A 19,279-nucleotide genomic window follows, 5' to 3' on the forward strand; every position below is an offset into this window, starting at 1 on the left:
CCCTATGCGCGGGTGGGCCCGTCCATGTGGCCCGGCGGACCGCCGCGTTCGTCGAGCAGCCCGCCGCCTTCGTCGAGTGGCCCGCCGTGTTCGTCGAGCAGCCCGCCGCGCTCGAGAATCAGGAGCCCCAGCAGGGTCTTGGCGTCCAGGATCTCCCCCCGCTCGGCCATGGCCATGGCCTCCGCCAGGGGCACGGCCCGCACGGCGATGGCCTCGTCCGGATCGGGGTGGCGGGCGCCGCGCTCCAGGTCCTGGGCCAAGAAGAGCCACTTGTGCTCGCTGGTGTAGCCCGGGGAGGCGAAGCAGCGCGCCAGCAGCCGCCACGTGCGGGCCCGGTACCCCGTCTCCTCCTCCAGCTCCCGCCGGGCGCCGGCGAGGGGGTCCTCGCCGGGCTCCCGCCGGCCGGCCGGGAGCTCCCAGAGCTCCCGGCCGGCCGGCAGCCGGTACTGCCGGACCAGCAGCACCTCGCGGGCCGCGGTGACGGCGGCGATCACCACGCTGCCCGGGTGTTCGACCCACTCCCGCTGGGCCTCGCGACCGTCCTCCAGGCGCACCGTCGCCCGCCGGAGGTCGAAGACCCGACCGGTCCACACCGTCTCCGTGTGCAGCGGCCTCTCCATGCGCCATCTCCTTCCGTCGTGGTGCGGGAGACCCCGCCCGGGGGCCCCTCCCGGGCGAGGGCTCCCCGCCCCGCCGCGCCCCCTCCGCCGGACGGTCCACCCCGGCGACGCCTGCGGCACCCCGCCACCGCGTGGGGGGCCCGGGGCGCTGGGCGCCCCGGGCCCCCCACGACCCCCCGGCTCCCCAGATGCCCCCGGCCGCGCCGATGCGTCCCGGCCGTCCCAGGGCCCACCCGCGGGCGCAAGGCGTCCCGTCCGCCTCGGCACGTGCCGGCTGCCCAAGTGCTCCCCGGACCCGCCGACGCGCCGCGGCCACCCCGGCGCGCCCCGGCTACCCCCACGCCGATCCGCCGCCCCGGTGCACCCCGGTATCCCCGGCGTGTCCCGGCCGGCGCGACCCGACCCGGCCGCGCCCACGCCGATCCGCCGCCCCCCTTGCTCCCCGGTACCCCCGGGGCGTCCCGACCCGGACCGGCCGACGCGGCCTGGCCGCCCCGGCGCGCCCTGCCGCCCCCACGCATCCCGACGCCCCCGCGCGCTCCGACTGCGCCCCCGGCGCGCTATCCTTCGCCGGGCGCCGTCGGCCGGGACGCCAGCACCGCCGCCAGGATGCCCGCGGCCAGGGCGGCCTGGAAGAGGGGCGGGTCGTCCTCCGCCCCGCGGCCCATGCTGGCCGTCTCCGGCCCCTCCCGGCACCACCAGCGCCAGGCGGCGGCGGTGGACACCTCCACCGGCAGCACCGTCGCCGCCGCCGCCAGCCGACCCAGGGCGTCGGCCGCGGCCTCCGGCAACGGCCGCGGCAGGGCGAGCCAGGCCGGGACGGCGAGCACCCCCATCACGCCCGCGGTGTGGTGGCTCAGCCCGCGGTGCCGGGGGCGCCGGTCGGCGGTGCTGAGGCGGGGCACCAGGACGGGACGCCCTCCCAGGGCGTGGGCCAGGGTCAGCGCCCACGCCTGGTCCACGCCCGAGTGGCCCAGGGGCTCGCCCGTCCCCAGGATGCCGGGACCCATCCCGACCACCGCCATGGCGGCCCCGCGGGCGCGGGCGACCAGCAGGGCGGAGGCCAGGTGGACCGCCTCGTCGTCCCCGCCGAAGGCCTGGCCGGCGGTGATCACTCGCTGTACCCAGCCCCGGGCCCGCAAGCGCGCCACCAGGCGGCTCACGGCCGCCGGCAGGGCGCCGCCGTCGGTCATCACGTAGGCCGCGGCCGGCCCGCCGCCGGCCCAACGCCAGCCGGCGAGCACCGGCGCCAGCTGGCTGTGGAGCTCCACCGCGACCACCGGCATGCCGGCGAGGCCGGCGGGCAGCGGCGCCAGCGCCTCCTCCGCCGCCGGCACCCGCACCTGCAGCGGGGTGTAGCGAAGCTTCATCGCCTCGCCCCGGCCCGGCGGCGGTCGGCGGCCGGGGATGGCGATGACGAGATCCCATCCACCCGTCCCGAGGCCGAGGTCGACGGCGGTGGTGTTGAGCCACACGCGGTCGCCCGGGGCCGCCGTGCCCACCAGGTCGGGGTAGGCCACGGCCCGCCGCCACTCGCCGTCCACCTGGACCAGCAGCTCCTGGCGGCCGCCGGCGACCGCCAGGACCCGCTCGACCCGACCCCAGCGGGCGTGGAGCACCCGGTCCACCTCCCCGCGCCGCGCCCGGGCGTGCACCCTGCGCGGCGGCCCGCGCCCCGTCGGCGGACCCGACGGCTACCGCTCCGACCCGTCCCCGCCGGAACCGGGCGCCTCGCCCAGCTGCACCTCCGGGTCGCCGCCGTCCTCGTCGGCCGCCACCGCCGCCTCCTGGCCGGCCTCCAGGTCGAGGGCCTCGTCCCCGGTCCCGCCGTCCCCGCGACCCTCGTCCGGCGTCCCGGCGGCCGCGCCGGCGCCGCTCCCGGCGCCCGTCCCCGCCGCACCGCCCTGACCCTCGGCGTGCACCCCCAGGGCCGCCGCCCGTTCCGCCGCCATCTGGGCCCGCATCTTGCGGCCCAGCTCCAGCAGCCGGTAGACGGGGGACTGGCGCACCCGGCGGTCCCGCAGCTCGATCAGCTGTTCGTAGACCTCGAGGAAGACCCGGGCCGCGGCCTCGACGAGCTCATCGCCTGCGGGGGCCGCGCCGGCCAGCCACGTGGGCTCCCCGGTGCGAAGGTTCGGGAGGGCGAAGAGCCCCACCAGCAGCTCCTGTCCGCCCACCGTCACCAGCTCGCAGTCCACCAGCTCCAGCTCGCGCTCGGGGGCCAGCAGCAGCGGCCGCAGGGCCTCCAGCACGGCCGTCAGGGCGGTGTGGGCCTGCTGCTTGCGGCGCGAGCCCCCGGTGGCCGCGCCCTGCCAGCGGGCGGCCTCGTCCCGCGGATCGCGGAAGGTCACCTCGATGTGGGTCTTGCCGGTGACGGCGTCGGTCTGGCTGACGAACCCGGCCAACTCGGGCCGCACCGGGTCGCGCAACGGGCCGAGGCCGCGGACCTGGGCCACGCTGACCTTCTTGTGGTCCAGGCGCAGGCCGAAGCGGGCCTGCAACGCGCTCTCGATGTCGCGGACGATCTGCTTCGCCCCGCGGTCCACGGTGGCCAGCACGTGGACGGCCTCGATGGCCCCCCAGTCGTTGACCGCCAGCCGCACCGCCAGGACGCCCGGCAAGCGCGAGAGCAGATCCTCGATGTCGGACCGCCGAACGGCGGGCCGGACGGCGGCACGCCCACCCCGGTCGCGGCCGCCCAGGCTCGGTCGCGGGCCGTCCGTCCGGGCGGCAGCCCGCGTCGGTGGTTCCGTCGCCATCCCCACGCTCCCTCCGCTGTCCTGTGGTCTGCGGACCTCCGGGACGGGTGCAGGTCCGGGGCGTCCCGGACCGCCCCCTCCGCTGTCCTGTGGTCGGCGGACCCCGCGCCCCGCCCGGGACGCCGGATGGGCCATGCCCTCGACGGCGCCGCCTACGGCGACCGGGACGGCATGTGCAGGCGGCGCAGCTGGGCGATGGCACGGATCCGCTGCTCCGCCAGCCGGTCGGCGGCCTCCGCCGTGGTGATCCCCTGCTCCCGGGCCATGGCCAGGATCGCCTTGACCTTGTCGTAGATCGTCGCCACGCGGGCGAAGGCCCGGTCGCGGTCATAGCCGCCCGGCCCGTACTCGTCGGCCACGTGGATGACGCCGCCGCCGTTGATCACGTAGTCGGGCGCGTAGAGGATCCCCCGCCGCGCCAGCTCCTCCCCGTGCCGGGGCTCGGCCAGCTGGTTGTTGGCGGAGCCGGCGACGATCCGGCAGCGCAGCCGCGGGATGGTGTCGTCGTTGAGGATCGCCCCCAGGGCGCAGGGGGCGAAGACGTCGCACTCCACGTCGTAGATGGCGTCGGGCGGCACCACCTGGGCGCCGAACTCCGCGGCGACCCGTTGCGCCCGCTCGGGGTCGATGTCGGTCACCACCAGGCGGGCGCCGGCCTCGTGGAGCAGCCGGGCCAGCTGGGCGCCCACGTGCCCCAGCCCCTGGATCGCCACCACCCGGCCCTGGAAGGACTCGTCGCCGAAGGCCTCGCCCAGGCACGCCTTCATGCCGCGGAACACGCCGTAGGCGGTGGCGGGCGAGGGGTCGCCGCTGCGGCCGGGGAGGCCCACCACGTGGCGGGTCTCCATGGCGACGTACGCCATGTCCTCGGCGGCGGTGCCCACGTCCTCGGCGGTGATGTACCGGCCGCCCAGCGAGTCGACGAACTGGCCGAAGGCGCGGAAGAGCATCTCCGACTTGTCCCGCCGGGGATCGCCGATGATCACGCTCTTGCCGCCGCCGAAGTTCAGGCCCATGGCGGCGTGCTTGTAGGTCATGCCGCGGGCCAGGCGCAGGGCGTCGACCAGGGCCTCCTCCTCCGACGCGTACGGCCACATGCGGCAACCCCCGAGGGCCGGGCCCAGGGTGGTGTCGTGGATCGCGATGATGGCCTTGAGCCCGGTGGCGCGGTCGTAGCAGAAGACCACCTGCTCGTGGCCCATGGCCTCCATCTTCGCGAAGACCAAGGCTCTCGCTCCCCCTCCCGGGAAGGGCACGGGTCAGGCGCCGCCCGGCCGCGGGTTCGCCGGGCCGCCACCCTGCGGACGGTAGACGGTGCGCAGGGCCGCCACCCCGGCCAGCCGCCGGCGCACCATCCACTCGGCGGCCTCCAGCGTGGTGATGGACCGCTCCCGCGCCACGCGGAAGATGGCCCGCAGCATGGGGCCGATGGCGGCCGTCCGGCGCATCACCCGGTCGCGGTCGAAGCCGTCCAGCTCGTCGGCCACCTGGATGAGCCCCCCGGCGTTGATCACGTAGTCCGGCGCGTAGAGGATCCCGCGGTCCTGGAGGGCCGCCGCGTGGCGCGGCTCCGCCAGCTGGTTGTTGGCCGCCCCCGCGACCACGCGGCAGCGCAGGCGGGGGACGGTGGCGTCGTTGATCACCCCGCCCAGGGCGCAGGGGGCGAAGACGTCGCACGGCTCGTCGTAGATGGCCTCGGGGTCCACCACCCGCGCGCCGTACCGGCGGGCCACCGCCCGGCTCCGGGCGGCATCGACGTCGGCCACCGCCACCTCGGCACCGGCCTCGACCAGCCGCCGGACCAGCTTGCTGCCCACCTTGCCGCACCCCTGGACCGCGACCCGGCGGCCCTTGAGGTCGCCGTCGCCGTACACCTCCTCGAGGCAGGCCTGGATGCCGACGAAGACCCCGTAGGCGGTGGTCTCCGAGCTGTCGCCGCTGCCCCCGTAGGCCGGCGGCAGGCCGACCAGGTAGGGCGTCTCCTGGCGCGCGGCGACGAAGTCCTCCGGGTTCGTCCCCGCATCGGTGCCCGTGACCACCATGCCGCCCAGGCTGTGGACGAACCGGCCCAGCGCGCGGAAGAGGACCTCGCTCTTGTCCCGGTTGGGGTCTCCCCAGATCACCACCTTGGCCCCGCCGTAGTTCACCCCCGCCAGGGCGGACTTGGCCGTCATCCCCTGGCTGAGCCGGAGGGCATCGGCCACCGCCTCGGCCTCGGTGGCGTACGGCCACATGCGGCAGCCGCCCAGCCCCGGCCCCAGGGTGATGTCGTGGATGGCCACGAGGGCCCTCAGCCCCGCCGCCGGATCGTGGCAGAACACCAGCTGGCGGTGGCCGCCGGCCGCCATGGCCGCGAAGATGGACACGCGCATCCCCCCGTGACGTCTCCCACCGCGGCGGTTCGCCGGGACCCGGCCCCCGGCGCGGGAGCGGGCCCGCGGCGCCGGGCCCGGCCGGGACCTGCAACTGCCGTGGCCCAGCCGGTTCGTCCGTGGACGCGGGCACCTGTGAGCAGAGGCCGACGCCGCCGCGTTGCAGTCCCGCCGTCGCCCAGCCGGTTCGTCCCTGGTTGCAGGCGCCACCCTGGCAGAATTACTCCTTCGCCCAGGGCGATCCCTGTCGGGGCGCGGCGGCGTGGGGACGGGTGCCGAGGCGGTCGAGCCAGCGCAGCGGACCGACCGCGTCGATGAGCCGGCTCAAGGGGAGGAACTCGGCGATGGCGTGCAGGACCACGAGCCCCGCCAGGGCGAGGCCGTGGGCGACGGGTGGGGCGAAGGCGACCAGGGCCCAGCCCAGGGCGGCCCCCAGAGCGTTGCTGCCGGCGTCGCCCAGCATGGCCCGCTCCTCCAGGTCGGGCCCCAGCAGCACCAGGGCGGCTAGGGCCAGGGGCAGGAGCGCCAGCGCCCCGGGGGGGAGGGCGGCGGCCATGAGGAGCCACGCCGTGAAGAACGCCTTGAGGGCGCGTCCCGGCCGTCGATCCAGGAGGTTCATGCCGTTGGCGGCCGCCGCGACCAGGGCCGCCGCCAGGAGGCGAGGCACCCACCCCCGGGTCGGCACGAGAACCCACGCCAGCAGGGGGACGGCCAACAGCTTCAGCCGGCCGCCGGTCCACCCGCGCCCAGCCCCCAGGTGGCCGCGCCAACCGCGGACCGGTTCGTCCCAGAGGTCGTCGATCAGGCCGACCAGGGTCGTGGCGGCCACCAGGCCGAGGAGCGTCGGCGCGGGGCCGAAGAGGTGCGCCAGGCCGGGCGGCAGGCCGCCCGCCGGGCCTGCGGGCGGCGGGACGTCCCGGTGCGCCGGGGCCGCTTCCGCGGACAGGCCGCCCGCACCGCCCGCCGGGCCCGCCGCGCCGGGCGCCGCCGGGGTCCACGCCACGGCGAGGGGCGGGGGGCCGACGGCCAGGGAGGTTGCCGGCGCCGCCGGGGAGAGCCACGCGCCCAGGGCGGCGGTCACCAGCGGCCCCGCCACCAGGGCGACGCCAAGGCCGGTGGTCACCGGAGCGCCGCGGTAGTTGGACCGGACCAGCCCCGCCTGCGCCAGCCGCGGGGCGACGGCGGCCGCCAGCGCCGCCGTCGCCGCCGCCACCGCCACCGCCAGCACCGCCACGCCGCCCGCGGTCACCGCGCCGCCACCCCCCAAGGCGTCCCCGCCTCGCGGCGACGCGCGTAGGCGGCCAGGGTCCAGGCGATGTGGCCCAGCTGTCGACCACGGTGGGCCAGGTCGGCGAGGTGCCATCCGGTGACGCGGTGCTCGATGGCCAGGGGGACCTCGACCACCTCGAGACCCGCGCGCAGCGCGGCCACGGTGAGGGCCACCTCGATGCCCCAGCCCGGGGGCACGGGATCGAGGCAGGCCAGCACGTCGCGCCGCAAGACGCGCTGGCCCGAGAGGGGAGCCTCCAGGCGCCGCCCCGCCAGGCGTTCCACGCCCCAGCGGGCGAGGCCGACGGCGGCGCCGAACCCCCGGCGGCCGGGGCGGCGGGGCGGCGCGGCGATCAGCATGTCGCCGCGACCCGCCAGGGCGAGGTCCACCAGCCGCGCCAGCTGGCCGGCGGAGCCGCCCAGGTCCGCGTCGGCGAACAGCAGCCACGGCGCCGTGGTGTGGGTCGCCCCCGCCAGCAGGGCGCGGGCCTTGCCGCCCCGCCGCGGCAGGCGGACCACCTCGGCGCCCGCGGCGCGGGCGGCGGCGGCCGTGCCGTCCGTCGAGCCGTCGTCCACCACCCAGATGCGACCCAGGTGAGGGCACGCCGCCAGGGCGCGGACCGTGGCGGCCACGGTCGCCGCCTCGTTGTGGGCCGGGATCACGGCCTCCACCGCCGGCCGACCGCCGGCGGCGGTCGGCCCGCCGGCGGGCACCCGGCGGGCGCCGGCGCCCGCGGCGGATGGCCGCCCGCCTGGGCTGGCGGGCGCCCTCGGAGCGCCGCGCCGGCCGTCCGCGGGCCTCACGACCCGTCGCCCTCCAGCCCCTGGAGCCGCTCCCCCTGGCCCGCCAGGGTGAGGATCAGGGTGACCTGATCGGCGGCCGAGCCGGCTTCCACCAGCGGCACGCCCGTCCGGGCGTAGGCTTCCGTCCGGCCGGATCTGGGCGGGGCGAGGCCGACCACGGTCAGCCCGGCGCCCTCCAGGGCGTCCAGCAGGGGGGCCAGGATCGCCTCCGACCCTCCGCCGGCGGCGTGGATCAGGATCACCGCGTCGGGCCGGGGCGGCCCGTCCCCCGGCGCCGGCTGCCAGGTCAGCCCGCCCACCGCGGCCAGGCCCTCCACCCCGGCGGGGGCGTCCGCCCCCGCGGGGAGCGTCAGGGCCGCCACCAGCGCCTGGGCCACGCCCTGCGCCAGACGTCCCGGATCGGCGCCGGGCATCCCCAGGGCGGCGGCCGCCACCTCCGGCCAGGGGCCGGACAGCCGGGCCAGGCCGGGGTCGACGGCGAGCCGCGGCCCGGGTCGCGCCGCCGCCGCCTGCAACAGGCGGGCGGCGTCCCGGGCCAGGGGGGCATCGGGGTCGCCGAGCACGACCACGGCCACCCGTCGGCCGCTGAGGCGCCCCTCGACCGCCAGCGAGGCCAGGGCCTGCTGGGCCTGGCCGTAGCGGGCCAGCTCGGCGCTGAGCCGCCGGTTCTCGCTGCGCAGGTGGGCGGTGTCCTGGCGCAGGGTGGCGAAGTCCCGTTGCAGGGCCCGGATCAGGGCCTGCTGGCGCTCCAGCAGGGTGCGGTCGTCGAGCAACCCCGCGCCGATGAGGATGCCGACGCCCAGGGCGAGGAACACCGCCACCAGGGTCACCAGATGATAGCGAAGCCCGAGGGGGCCTGCGCGTCCCACGACCACGCCTCCTCGCTGCCGGCTGCCGGGGTCCCTTGGGCGGCGGCACCGCCCGTCGGCTGCCGGGGTCCCTTGGGCGGCGGCACCGCCCGTCGGCTGCCGTGGGTGCGGCGCGCTCTCCGGCCGGGGGCCGCCGCGTCACCGCAAGCTGTGGCGACGGCCATCGCGGCGGGGTGCGGAGCGCTCTGCGCCCGACGACGACCCCGGGACCGCGGCGGCTCACCACCCCAGGGCCACCCGCGCGTGCAGCCACAGCAGCTCCACCCACGTGCGCAGCCAGGGGGATGCGGCGACCACGGCCGCCACGGGCACCAGGGCGGCCACCAGCAGGTGGACCAGGTGGCGCCCCGTCACGCGCGACCGATACAGGCGGCTGACGCCCTTGGCGTCCACCAGGCGGGTGCCGACCTTGAGCCGCACCAGCAGGGTGCTGGCCATGCCGGGGCGCCCCTTGTCCAGGAAGTCCACCAGGTTCGTGTGGGAGCCGACGGCCACCAGCAGGTCCGCCCCCGCCTGGTAGGCCAAGAGCATCGCCGCGTCCTCGCTGGTCCCGGGGGCCGCGAAGCGCACCGCCGGCAGACCGAGGGCGCGCAGCCGCGCCTCGCCCGGCGCCCGACCGTCGGGGTAGGCGTGGACCACCAGCTCGGCGCCGCAGGCCAGCGCCCGGTCGGAGACGCTGTCCATGTCGCCGATGATCAGGTCCGGCCGGTACCCCTCGGCCAGGAGGGCGTCGGCGCCGCCGTCGATGCCCACCAGCACCGGCCGCACCTCGTCGATGTACGGTCGGATGGCGGCCAGGTCGTCCCGGTACGACGGCCCCCGCGCCACCAGCAGGACGGGCCGGCCCGCCATGCGGGTGCGCAGCGGCGGCGGCTCCCAGCGATCCAGGATCAGATCCCGTTCCCGCCGGGCCCACTCCAGGGTGTTCTCCAGGAACCGGGCCAGCTCGCGGTCCAGGTTGGCCTGGGCGGCGGCCAGCCGCTCCTCCAGCCGCTGGCGCGTGAGGGGCGTGCCGCAGGCGATGACGCGCTCGCCGCACCCCACCGCGCCGTCCTCGACCCAGAGGGGGTCCCCGTCCTGTACCTGCGCGAGCAGGGCCTCGCCCAGCCCGTCCACCACCGGGATGCCGGCCTCCAGCAGGCAGGCCGCACCCGCGGCGGGATAGCGACCCGACAGGGTCTCGTCCGCGTTGAGCACCGCGCGGACGCCCGCGTCGATCAGCGAGCGCGCCGCCACCTCGTCCATGTCGCGATGGGCCACCACGGCGATGTCGCCCGGACGCAGGCGCCGCACCAGCCGCTTGGTGCGGCGGTCGACCCGCGCCGTGCCGGTCACGCGCACGCTCCCACCCCTCCGCCGCCCGGGGCGCCGGGCCGCTCCGGCCGGCGGACGAACCGCCGGGCGGGGCCCCGGGCCGAGCGGCGGTTCCGCCTCGGACCGGACGGCGGTTCCGCCTCCGGATGAGAAGATTTCCAAATCCGCGGAAGGCTACGCGCCAGACGATGGACGACCAGCGGCCCGCCCCGAAGCGCGAGGCCCCCCGGCGCGCCGACCGCGCGCCGGGGGGCCTCGGGGCGGCCTGCCGGCCGCCGCCCTGTCGCCTTCCCGGACCGCCGTGCCTTCCTGTCCCCGCGGAGCCCTGCCTGCCTCCTGGGGCTACTTCATGTCCATGCGCAGGCGGTCCGCCACCATGGCGATGAACTCGGAGTTGGTGGGCTTGCCGCGGTCCGCGTGGACCGTGTGGCCGAACAGGCGATGGACCACCTCCAGGTTGCCGCGGTTCCACGCCACCTCGATGGCATGGCGGATCGCCCGCTCCACGCGGCTCGGCGTGGTGTCGTACTTCAGGGCGATGGAGGGGTAGAGCTCCTTGGTCACCGCCCCCAGGAGCTCCACCCGGTGGACGACGCGCAGGATCGCCTCCCGCAGGTAGAGGTAGCCCTTGATGTGGGCGGGGATGCCGATCTGGTGGAGCAGGTTCGTCACCTCCACCTCCAGGTTGCGATCGCGCGCGCTGAGGGGGCTACGGCGGGCAGGGCGGGCGGGCGAGCCGGCCACCTGGCGGATGCGCTCGGCCAGCACCTCCAGGTCGAAGGGCTTGAGCACGAAGTAGCTGGCGCCGAGCTCGGCCACCCGGCGGCTGACGGCCTCCTGGCCGAAGGCGGTCAGCATCACCACCCGTGGGCGGCGCGGCAGGTCCATGGCGGCCAGGGTCTCCAGCACGCCGATGCCGTCCAGGTGCGGCATGATCACATCCAACAGGACCACGTCGGGCTGGACGGCCTGGATGCGCTCGATCACCTCCTGGCCGTCGTGGGCGACCCCCACGAGCTCCATGTCGCCCTGCTTCTCCAGGTAGGCGGCCAGGAGCTCGCAGAACTCCCGGTTGTCGTCGGCGATGAGGACGCGGATCGAAGTCGCCGAGGCGGCGGGGACGGGCTCGGCAACGGCGCCTGCGGCCTGCACCATGCGCTTAGATGCCTCCTTTGCTCCCCGGGGATCCCCCATCGTCTTTGGCGGGCCCGATGACAACTCCTGCCGTTCCGCCAGGAAAACTCGTCGACGCATTCCGACACGCGGACGGCATGGATTCGCCGCGATGCGGCATCCTGGGAATAGGCTTCGCCGGAGGCCCAGGGTTTCGGGGGAACGCCGCGGCCGGGGCCCTGAGGGGCCCCGGCCGCCATGGGATCCCGCGGCGGCGGACGCCGGTTCGACCAGCCCGGCCGCCTCCACCATGCGCTCCGCCAGGACGCCGTAGCCGCGGGTGGCGTCGTTCACGAACACGTGGGTCACCGCGCCCACCAACCGGCCGTCCTGGAGGATCGGGCTGCCGCTCATGCCCTGGACGATCCCGCCGGTCCGGGCCAGCAGCCCGGGATCGGTCACCCGGATCACCAGGTCGCGCCCGTCGCCGGACGCCGTCACCCGCTGGATCTCGACATCGAAGACCTCGGGCCTCTCCCCCTCCACCACCGTCACGATCTGGGCGGGTCCGGGCCGCACCTCGGAGGCCGTGGCCACCGGCACGGGCCGGGGCCAGGGGCCGGGGCGCGGTTCGACCAGGAGCCGTCCCGTGATGCCCACCGGCGTGTTGCGCTCGATGGTGCCCAGGGCCGGGGCCCCCGGCGCCACCACCCCGATCTTCTCGCCGGGGTGGCCTCGGCGCGACGGCTCGACGGCGGTGATCCGGGCGGGTAGGATCTGGCCCGACTCCACCGGCAGCGCCACCCGGGTCTCCGGGTCCGCCACCCCGTGGCCGAGGGCCGCGTAGCGACCGCTGGCCGGATCGTAGAAGGTGAGGGTCCCGACCCCCGCCGCCCGGTCGCGCACCCACACGCCGATGGCGTACCGCTGCTGGTCCCGGTTGTACACCGGCTGCAGACTGCGGCGGAACACCCGCTGGCCCCGTTGGACCTCCAGCTCCACCGGCTTCCCCTGCCGACCGGCCGCGTCGATCAGCGCAACGGCCTCCGCGTCGCTGTCCACGGCTTCGCCGTTGATGCGGAGGATCAGGTCGCCGGGCTCGATCCCCGCCTGGCGGGCCGGGTCCGCCGTGCGCCCGTCGTCCAGCGGCACCGGCGCGTAGTCGACCACCAGGACCCCGCGGGCGCGAACCATCACCCCCACCGCCTGGCCGCCGGGGATCACCTCGACCCGGGGGACCACCTCCACCGTGACGGGGCGCAGGGGCATCCAGCCGAAGAGGCTGAGCTCCACGCGCGCCACGCCGGGGCGACGGGCCGCCAGGCTCAGGGGCAACCGGGCCGTCCCCTCTCCCTGCCCGTCGACCTCGATCACGCCGGGCGGGTCCGTCCGCACCGCCACGGGCACCGGCAGACCCGGTCCGAGCCGCCGGACCGCCTCGGGCGCGAGCCGCACGCGGTCGGGAATCGCCACCTGCCAGCGGACCAGCAGCACCAGGGTCGAGGCGGCCAGGAGCGCGAGGGTCCCGGCCCGGACCTTGGCCCTCCGGGCACGCGCTGGATCCACGGGCATCCCCTCCTTCGCGTGGAGGGACCCCGTCCCCGCGCGCGGCCGGGCTCCTCCCCCAGCGCTCCGGTCCCGCCGGGCCGATCCCGCCGGCTCGACCCCGGCGGCCCGGACCGCCATGGCCGCATGGCGCCGGCTTGTCAAGGGGCGGCGGCGAGCGGCGGGCGCGCGGGCCCTCGTCCGCGGACGACCCCTCGCCCGGGTGCCCGCCCAGGGGTAGTTTCGGGACCTTCGGGTCGCGGGATGTTGCAGAAAGGCTTCAAGGCGTGGCAGCCAACCGCCCGCGCTGCCACCCCCGGGCCGGGCGCGGAGCCACGCGCAGCCCGGCCGGCGATGGGTGCCGCCGGCGACAGGATGGGGATGGCGGAGGGACGGGAGGGAGCGATGAAGGGCCCCGGGCAGGCCCGCGCCGTCGCGCCGCATGGTGCGGGACGACGGCGGCGTCGCCGCGCGACCCCGGCGTCAGGGCGGCGGGCACGCCCTAGCCCGCGCGCCGCATGGCGCGGGCGCGTTCGAGCAACAGCCGCGCGGCGTCGGTCCCCTGTTCGCCGACGCCGGTACCCAGCATGCGCGCCAGCTCGCGCAGCCGCTCTTCGCCCGTCAGTGGTCGGATGCGGGTGCGGGTGCGGCCGCCGCGGGTCTCCTTGTGCACGGCCAGGTGCCGATCCGCCAGCGCGCTGATGGGGGCCAGGTGGGTGACGCACAACACCTGGCGGTGCTCCGCCAGCCGCGCCAGGCGCTGGCCGACGGCCCACGCCGTCTCGCCGCCCACGCCGGCGTCGACCTCGTCGAAGACGACGGTGGGCACGTCCCCTGCGGCCACGTGCAGGCTGCGGAGCGCCAACATGACCCGCGAGCGCTCGCCGCCCGACGCCGCCCGGGCCAGCGGCCGCGGCGGCTCGCCCGGATTGGCGGCCAGGAGGAACTCCACCCGATCGACGCCCCGCTCGGTGAGGCGGACCGACCCGTCCTCCCACGGCACGCCGTCGGGGTCGGGCACGGTGCGGAAGGCGACGGAGAGGCCGGCGCCGGGCATGCCGAGGCTCGCCAGGATGGGGCGGAGCTCCCGGGCCAACCGTTCCGCCGCCCGGCGACGGGCCTCGTGCAGGCGGCGCGCCAGCCGGCCGCACTCCTCCAACAGCCGCCGTCGCTCGGCCTCCAGCGCCGCCGCCCGTTGCGCGGCGTCTTCGAGCTCGGCGATGCGCTGCGCCACCTGCTCCCGGTACGCCAGGATCTCCTCCACCGTCTCGCCGTACTTGCGCTTGAGGTCCTGCAGCTGGGCTAGCCGCTCCTCCACCTGGGCGAGGGCCGCCGGATCGTGTTCCACCGTGTCGGCGCGGGCCCGCACGTCGCGGGCGGCCTCCTCCACCTCGTACTCCAACCCGCGCACCCGCCGGGCCAGGTCCTGCAGGCTGGGGTCGACGGCCGCCGCCTCCTCCAGCGCCCGGGCGGCGGTGGCCAACCGGTCTGCCGCCGACGAGCCGGCGGCGTAGAGCTCCTCGTACGCCGCGCCAAGCTGCTGGGCGAGGCGCTCGGCCCCCGCCAGCAGACGCCGCCGGGCGGTCAGCTCCTCCTCCTCGCCGGGCGTCAGCCGCGCGCCGTCGATCTCGTCGCGCTGGAAGCGCAGCAGGTCCAGCTCCCGCTCGCGCTGGCGAGGATCCGCCACCAGCGCCTGCAGGCGCGCGCCCACCTGGCGCAGGGCGGCGACGCGCTCGGCCAGCTGCGCCCGCAGGCGGGCCACGTCCGCTCCCGCCAGGGCGTCCAGCCACTCCAGCTGCTGCTCCGGATCGAGCAGCGCCTGGTTGTCGCCCTGGCCGTGGATCTCGACCAGGTGCGCCCCCACCCGGCGCAGCAGGGCGGTGGTCACCGGCCGCCCGTTGATGCGGGCCGCGCTGCGGCCGGCCCGGGTGATCTCCCGGCTCAGGATCAGCCGCCCGTCCTCGTCGGGCTCCAGCCCGGCCGCGGCCAGGAGCGCCTGCAGCCCAGCCGGCGGACCGGGGTCGAGGACGAACACCGCATCCACCCGGCCCGCCGTCGCCCCTTCCCGCACCCGGTCCGGGCTGGCCCGCTCCCCCAGGGCCAGCCCCAGCGCGTCGATGAGGATGGACTTGCCGGCGCCGGTCTCGCCCGTGAGCAGGTTCAGGCCCGGGCCGAACGCCACGCGGGCCTCGTCGATCAGGGCGATGTTCTCGATCACCAGTTCCGCCAGCACCCGGTTGCCCCCCTGCTCTCGCGTTCGCAGCGCCACCACCGCTCACCGGGCCAGCTCGCGGAAGCGGTCGGCCACCAGGGGAGCGACCTCCCGCGACCGCACCACGACCAGGACGGTGTTGTCGCCGGCCACGGTGCCGACGATCTCCGGCCAGCCCAGCTGGTCGATGGCCTCCCCCGCCGCCGCCGCCGTGCCCCGCAGCGTCTTGACCACCACCAGGTTCTCGCTGGTGTCGATGTCCAGCAGGGACTCGCGGAACAGGCGCCGCAGCCGCTCCCGGCCCCCGGGCGCGGCGTCGGGCAGGGCATAGCAGTATCGGCCGTCGCCGGTGGGTGTCTTGATCAGGCCGAGCTCCTTGATGTCCCGCGAGACCGTCGCCTGGGTCGCCGGCATGCCGCGGCGCTCCAGCTCGCGCACCAGCTCCTCCTGGGTCTCGATGGGCCGCGCCTGGATGATCTCCAGGATCAGGCGCTGCCGCTTGGACTTCACCGGCGCCCCCCTCCTTCGGGCGGGGTGAACAGCTTGGCCCGCATGACCTCGTAGAAGGGCCAGGGGTGACGCCGCACCAGGCGCAGCCTGCGCCGGCCGAGGCCGGCGCGGAGGACGCCCCCGGCCGACAGCGGCCGCGTCTCCTGGCCGTCGGCGGTGACCGCCGCCTCGCCGTCCAGCAGCTCCACCGCCACGTGGCGCTGCGGCGCCAGGAGGAAGGGCCGCACGGCGAGGGTGAAGGCGCTCAGGGGGACCACCACCAGGCACTCCAGGTCCGGCGGGACGGCGGGCCCGCCGGCCGCCAGCGCGTAGGCGGTGGACCCCGTCGCCGTCGCCACGACGATGCCGTCGCCGGCGACCTCCGCCGCCAGCTGGTCGTCCACCCGGACGCGCAGCCGCAGCAGGCGGGCCGTCGCACCGCTGCGCACCACCAGGTCGTTGACGGCCCAGAGCGCCTCGCCGTCCACCATCCCCTCGAGGACGCGCCGCTCGTCCAGGACGAACCGGCCACGCAGCACGTCGGGCAGCACGTCCCAGACCTCCGCGGGTCCGAGCTCCGTCAGGAAGCCGACGCGGCCCAGGTTCACCCCGAGGAGCGGCACCTCCGCCGGCACCAGGCGCGCCGCCCGCAACAGGGTGCCGTCGCCGCCCAGCGAAAGGCCCAGGCCGCGCCCCCGCGGCCACCGGCCGGGGGGGCGCGGCGGGCCCTCGGCCGCACTGAGGTCGACGACCCGGACGCCCCGGCGGTCGAGCCAGGGGACCAGCTGCCGGGCCAGCGCCTGCCCGCTCGGCTTGGTGGCCACCACCGCCACCCACTCCACGGGTTCGCCGCCGGCGGCCTGCGTCCCGCCGGCGCCGGGCCCCGGCGCCTCCACCGCCGACCCCTCGGCGGCCGGGTTCGTCCCCTGGCGATCTCCATGGTATCCCATCGTCACCCGTTCCCGTCTGCGCCACCCGTCCCCACAAGCCGCTCCCGTCGGCGCCCACCGCCCCCACTGGGCGACGTTCCCACCGGGCTCGGACACGGCACCCGCCCGCGCGTCCCGGGGACTCCCCGCCCCGCGGGGTCCGCAGGGGCCGCCGCGCGACGAGGCGCGGCGGCCCGGTCGGGACGGGCCGTCGGGCGCCGCGCGGACGGCCGCCTCTATTTTCGTCTTCGCGCCCCTGCCCGGCCAAGCCGCCGCCGAGGCCCACCCACCGGTCGGCGACGCCCAGCGCCACCGGTCGGCTCACAGGCCGCCATCGGCCGGCGCGGCCGGGTGGCGACACCGCCGAGCGCCGGGTCGCGGGCGCATCCCCCGATCCGATCCCCCGCCTCGACGGCGCGCCTTCACGGCGCGACGGCCTTCCCGTCGCCGCCCGGGTCGCCGGACGGATCGTCCAGCGGCCGTACCCCGAGATCGAGCACCAGCGCCGCCAGCAGCGCCGCCCGGCGCGGGAGGGCGTCCAGGTCCACGTGTTCGTCCGGCGCATGGGCCCCGTCGCCGACGGCGCCCAGCCCGTCCAGGGTGGGGATCCCCAGCGCCGAGGTGAAGTTGCCGTCGCTGGCGCCGCCCACGGCCGCGCCCTCCACGGTCATGCCCAGCCAGCTCCCGACCGCCTTGGCGCGACGGAAGAGAGCCCGGTTGGCGGGGGTGAACTCCATCGGCGGTCGGCTGAACGATCCCAGCAGCCGCACGCGGGCGGCCGGGTGGACCGGCTCCCAGCGCCGGAAGAGCTCCTCCAGCCGCCGCGCCTCCGCCATGGAGGGCACGCGCACGTCCACCGCAGCCTCCGCCCGCCCGGCCACCACGTTGGGACGCAGCCCGCCCCGCACCACGCCGACGTTCACCGTCGTGCCGCGTCCGGGATCGGTCAGGGCGTGGAGCCGCAGCACCTGCCGCGCCAATTCCTCCACCGCGCTGACGCCGCGTCCGGGGTCGTTGCCCGCATGGGCCTCCCGCCCCTCGACGACCAGGCGGAAGTCGCCCACCCCCTTGCGCGCCGTCTTCAGGCGGTCCCCGGCCGCCGGCTCCAGCACCAGCACCGCCTGGTGCTGGCGGGCCAGCGCCTCGATCAGCGCCCGGGAGGTCCGGCTGCCCGTCTCCTCGTCGGCGGTCAGCAGCAGCGTCACCGGCGGGAGGACGACGGCCGTCCCGCCGGCCGCCCCGGCCGACCCGGCCTCCGCCGCCCCGGCCGCAGTCGCCCGCGCCGCCTGCGCCCTGGCCAGCGCGGCCAGGGCGTCCAAGGCCGCCAGGGCGATGACGATCCCGCCCTTCATGTCGAAGGCGCCGGGACCGTAGCCCCGCGCCCCCTCCCGGCGGAACGGGCGGCGGGCTGCCTCGCCCGGCGGCCACACCGTGTCGTAGTGGCCGAGGAGCAGCACCCCCCGGCGACCGGCTGCCGGCTCCTGCTGGCGGCCGGCCGCCGTCCCGTCGTCGGGGTCCCCGGCCGCGGCGGCGCCGCCGGGGTCGCGGGTCGCGGCGGGGTCGCGGCCGCCGGCGGGGTCCGCGCCCTCTGCGGGGAAGAAACGGGCGATCAGGTGGTCACCGGCCTCGCGCTGCCGCACGCGCTCGACCCAGGCTCCCCGTCGGGTCAGCTCGCCTTCGAGGAAGGTCGCCACCTCATCCAACGAGGGCTTGTGGTCGCTGGGCGAGTCGCGGTTCACCAACGCCTCCAGCAGGCGGACCATCGCCTCGCGGCGGCCGTCCAGCCACCGGGCGAGCCACGGGGCTGCGGCCGCCGCCGGCGACGCCTCCCCGCCGGCCGCCTCGGGCGCCGCCCCGCGGGCCCCCTCGCCGCGGTCCGCGCTGGAGGGATCGTCCATGGGATCGTCCATGGGGTCGTTCGTGGAGGCGATGTCCGGTACCATGGGTCGCTCACCCGCTCCGCCGCCGGGGCCCGTCGCAGGGTGGGCTGGGATCCGGCCAGCCGCGGCCGTCCGGCCTCCCGCTGCAGCTCAACAGCCCAGCAAGCGCTGCTCCCGCAGGAGCAACCGCAACCGGTCGAGCTCCGCCTCGTCGGGGCGGACCAGGGGCCGGCGTGGGTAGCCCCCGCGGTATCCCAGCATCTCCAGGGCGGCCTTCATCGCACCCAGCCCGAGCCGGGAGAGCAGCTCGTCCACCGCCGCCACCCGGCGGTAGACCTCGGCCGCCTCCGTCCAGCGCCCCGCGCGCCCGTGCTCGTAGACCTCGCAGCACTCGTAGGGGGCGACGTTGGCCGTCGCCAGGATGCCCCCGGCGGCCCCCGCCGCCAAACCGGCCAGCAGCGCCGTGGTCGACCCGACGAAGACCGCGAAGCCGGGGCCGCCCTCCCGCAGGAAGGCGATGGTCTGGGACGGCTGGCCCGAGCTGTCCTTGATGCCGGCGATCCTCGGGTGGGCCGCCAGCTCGCCCACGACGGCGGGCGAGAGGGCGACGCCGGTGTTCTGGGGGATGTGGTAGAGGATCACCGGCACGGGCGAGGCGTCGGCCACCGCCGTGAAGTAGTCCACCAGGGCCTCAGCGTCCATCTGTGCCTTGTAGTAGAAGGGTGGCCAGACCAGCAGCGCCTGGGCCCCGGCGTCGGCCGCCCGCCGCGCCTGTTCGACCGCCACGCGCGTGGCGTGGCCGCCGACCCCCGCCATCACCGGGCGGTGGTCGCCGCGGGCCGCCCGCACCACCGTCTCGATGACCCGACCCCGTTCGTCATCGCTCAGGTGGACGAACTCGCCGGTGGTCCCCAGGGCCACGTACCCGCGCAGCGGCGTCTGCCCGTAGAGCTCCACGTTGAACGCCAGCGCCTCCAGGTCGACCTCCTCGTCGGCGGTGAAGGGCGTCACCAGCGGCGCCCAGATGCCCGAGAGATCGAGGCTCACCGTCCCACCTCCTGACCCGCGCCCCGCGGGCTGCCGGCGCAGCCGCGCGCGGCCTCC

Annotated in this window: 15 protein-coding genes and 1 pseudogene; all 16 read right to left on the minus strand. The window is 77.2% G+C overall.

Features of this window, described 5'->3' with window-relative positions; genetic code table 11:
* Positions 1-2 precede the first annotated feature (2 nt).
* Complete coding sequence (locus Q5761_RS05660; RefSeq protein WP_135225454.1) at positions 3-620, minus strand: NUDIX hydrolase; 618 nt, start codon at positions 618-620, stop codon at positions 3-5.
* A 560-nt stretch (positions 621-1,180) separates the two neighbouring features.
* Complete coding sequence (locus Q5761_RS05665) at positions 1,181-2,239, minus strand: DUF3866 family protein (protein WP_318751510.1); 1,059 nt, start codon at positions 2,237-2,239, stop codon at positions 1,181-1,183.
* A 75-nt stretch (positions 2,240-2,314) separates the two neighbouring features.
* Positions 2,315-3,379 carry a hypothetical protein gene (locus tag Q5761_RS05670; protein ID WP_318751511.1) on the minus strand — a complete coding sequence of 355 codons (1,065 nt, stop codon included), beginning with the start codon at positions 3,377-3,379 and terminating at the stop codon, positions 2,315-2,317.
* 152 nt (positions 3,380-3,531) lie between these two features.
* On the minus strand, positions 3,532-4,605 hold the full coding sequence (locus tag Q5761_RS05675) for a Glu/Leu/Phe/Val dehydrogenase dimerization domain-containing protein (protein ID WP_318751512.1): 1,074 nt from the start codon (positions 4,603-4,605) through the stop codon (positions 3,532-3,534).
* A 33-nt stretch (positions 4,606-4,638) separates the two neighbouring features.
* Positions 4,639-5,745 carry a Glu/Leu/Phe/Val dehydrogenase dimerization domain-containing protein gene (locus tag Q5761_RS05680; RefSeq protein WP_318751619.1) on the minus strand — a complete coding sequence of 369 codons (1,107 nt, stop codon included), beginning with the start codon at positions 5,743-5,745 and terminating at the stop codon, positions 4,639-4,641.
* A 226-nt stretch (positions 5,746-5,971) separates the two neighbouring features.
* Positions 5,972-7,000, minus strand: coding sequence for a hypothetical protein (locus Q5761_RS05685; protein ID WP_318751513.1), 1,029 nt, complete (start codon positions 6,998-7,000; stop codon positions 5,972-5,974).
* Positions 6,997-7,692 (minus strand): glycosyltransferase family 2 protein, encoded by a 696-nt coding sequence (locus Q5761_RS05690; protein ID WP_318751514.1) that lies wholly within the window; start codon positions 7,690-7,692, stop codon positions 6,997-6,999. Before Q5761_RS05690 ends, Q5761_RS05685 begins: the two co-directional genes overlap by 4 nt.
* A gap of 128 nt (positions 7,693-7,820) precedes the next feature.
* Positions 7,821-8,693: a copper transporter gene (locus Q5761_RS05695; RefSeq protein WP_318751515.1), complete on the minus strand. Its 873-nt coding sequence runs from the start codon at positions 8,691-8,693 to the stop codon at positions 7,821-7,823.
* A gap of 219 nt (positions 8,694-8,912) precedes the next feature.
* A complete protein-coding gene (gene steA / locus Q5761_RS05700) occupies positions 8,913-10,034 on the minus strand; it encodes a putative cytokinetic ring protein SteA (protein ID WP_318751516.1) in 1,122 nt (373 codons plus the stop codon).
* A 315-nt stretch (positions 10,035-10,349) separates the two neighbouring features.
* Positions 10,350-11,162 (minus strand): sporulation transcription factor Spo0A, encoded by an 813-nt coding sequence (gene spo0A, locus Q5761_RS05705; protein WP_318751620.1) that lies wholly within the window; start codon positions 11,160-11,162, stop codon positions 10,350-10,352.
* Positions 11,163-11,474: 312 nt separating this feature from the next.
* A pseudogene (spoIVB, locus tag Q5761_RS05710) lies at positions 11,475-13,109 on the minus strand (SpoIVB peptidase); the annotation flags it as partial.
* A gap of 58 nt (positions 13,110-13,167) precedes the next feature.
* A complete protein-coding gene (gene recN, locus Q5761_RS05715; protein ID WP_318751517.1) occupies positions 13,168-14,898 on the minus strand; it encodes a DNA repair protein RecN in 1,731 nt (576 codons plus the stop codon).
* Between the two features lie 42 nt (positions 14,899-14,940).
* Positions 14,941-15,387 (minus strand): arginine repressor, encoded by a 447-nt coding sequence (argR, locus tag Q5761_RS05720; protein ID WP_135225461.1) that lies wholly within the window; start codon positions 15,385-15,387, stop codon positions 14,941-14,943.
* Positions 15,384-16,316 (minus strand): NAD(+)/NADH kinase, encoded by a 933-nt coding sequence (locus tag Q5761_RS05725; RefSeq protein ID WP_135225462.1) that lies wholly within the window; start codon positions 16,314-16,316, stop codon positions 15,384-15,386. Before Q5761_RS05725 ends, argR begins: the two co-directional genes overlap by 4 nt.
* A gap of 401 nt (positions 16,317-16,717) precedes the next feature.
* A complete protein-coding gene (locus Q5761_RS05730; protein WP_318751518.1) occupies positions 16,718-18,238 on the minus strand; it encodes a M20 family metallopeptidase in 1,521 nt (506 codons plus the stop codon).
* Positions 18,239-18,325: 87 nt separating this feature from the next.
* On the minus strand, positions 18,326-19,222 hold the full coding sequence (locus tag Q5761_RS05735) for a dihydrodipicolinate synthase family protein (protein ID WP_135225463.1): 897 nt from the start codon (positions 19,220-19,222) through the stop codon (positions 18,326-18,328).
* Positions 19,223-19,279: the final 57 nt, after the last annotated feature.

This window comes from Thermaerobacter composti, from assembly GCF_033582035.1.
Taxonomy (GTDB): domain Bacteria; phylum Bacillota; class Sulfobacillia; order Thermaerobacterales; family Thermaerobacteraceae; genus Thermaerobacter; species Thermaerobacter composti.

What these genes read in the sequence shown, in the direction of transcription:
- Q5761_RS05660 (WP_135225454.1), bottom strand. Translation starts at nt 620, where the DNA reads ATGGAGAGGCCGCTGCACACGGAGACGGTGTGGACCGGTCGGGTCTTC.
- Q5761_RS05670 (WP_318751511.1), bottom strand. Translation starts at nt 3,379, where the DNA reads ATGGCGACGGAACCACCGACGCGGGCTGCCGCCCGGACGGACGGCCCG.
- spo0A (WP_318751620.1), bottom strand. Translation starts at nt 11,162, where the DNA reads ATGGTGCAGGCCGCAGGCGCCGTTGCCGAGCCCGTCCCCGCCGCCTCG.
- Q5761_RS05725 (WP_135225462.1), bottom strand. Translation starts at nt 16,316, where the DNA reads ATGGGATACCATGGAGATCGCCAGGGGACGAACCCGGCCGCCGAGGGG.
- Q5761_RS05730 (WP_318751518.1), bottom strand. Translation starts at nt 18,238, where the DNA reads ATGGTACCGGACATCGCCTCCACGAACGACCCCATGGACGATCCCATG.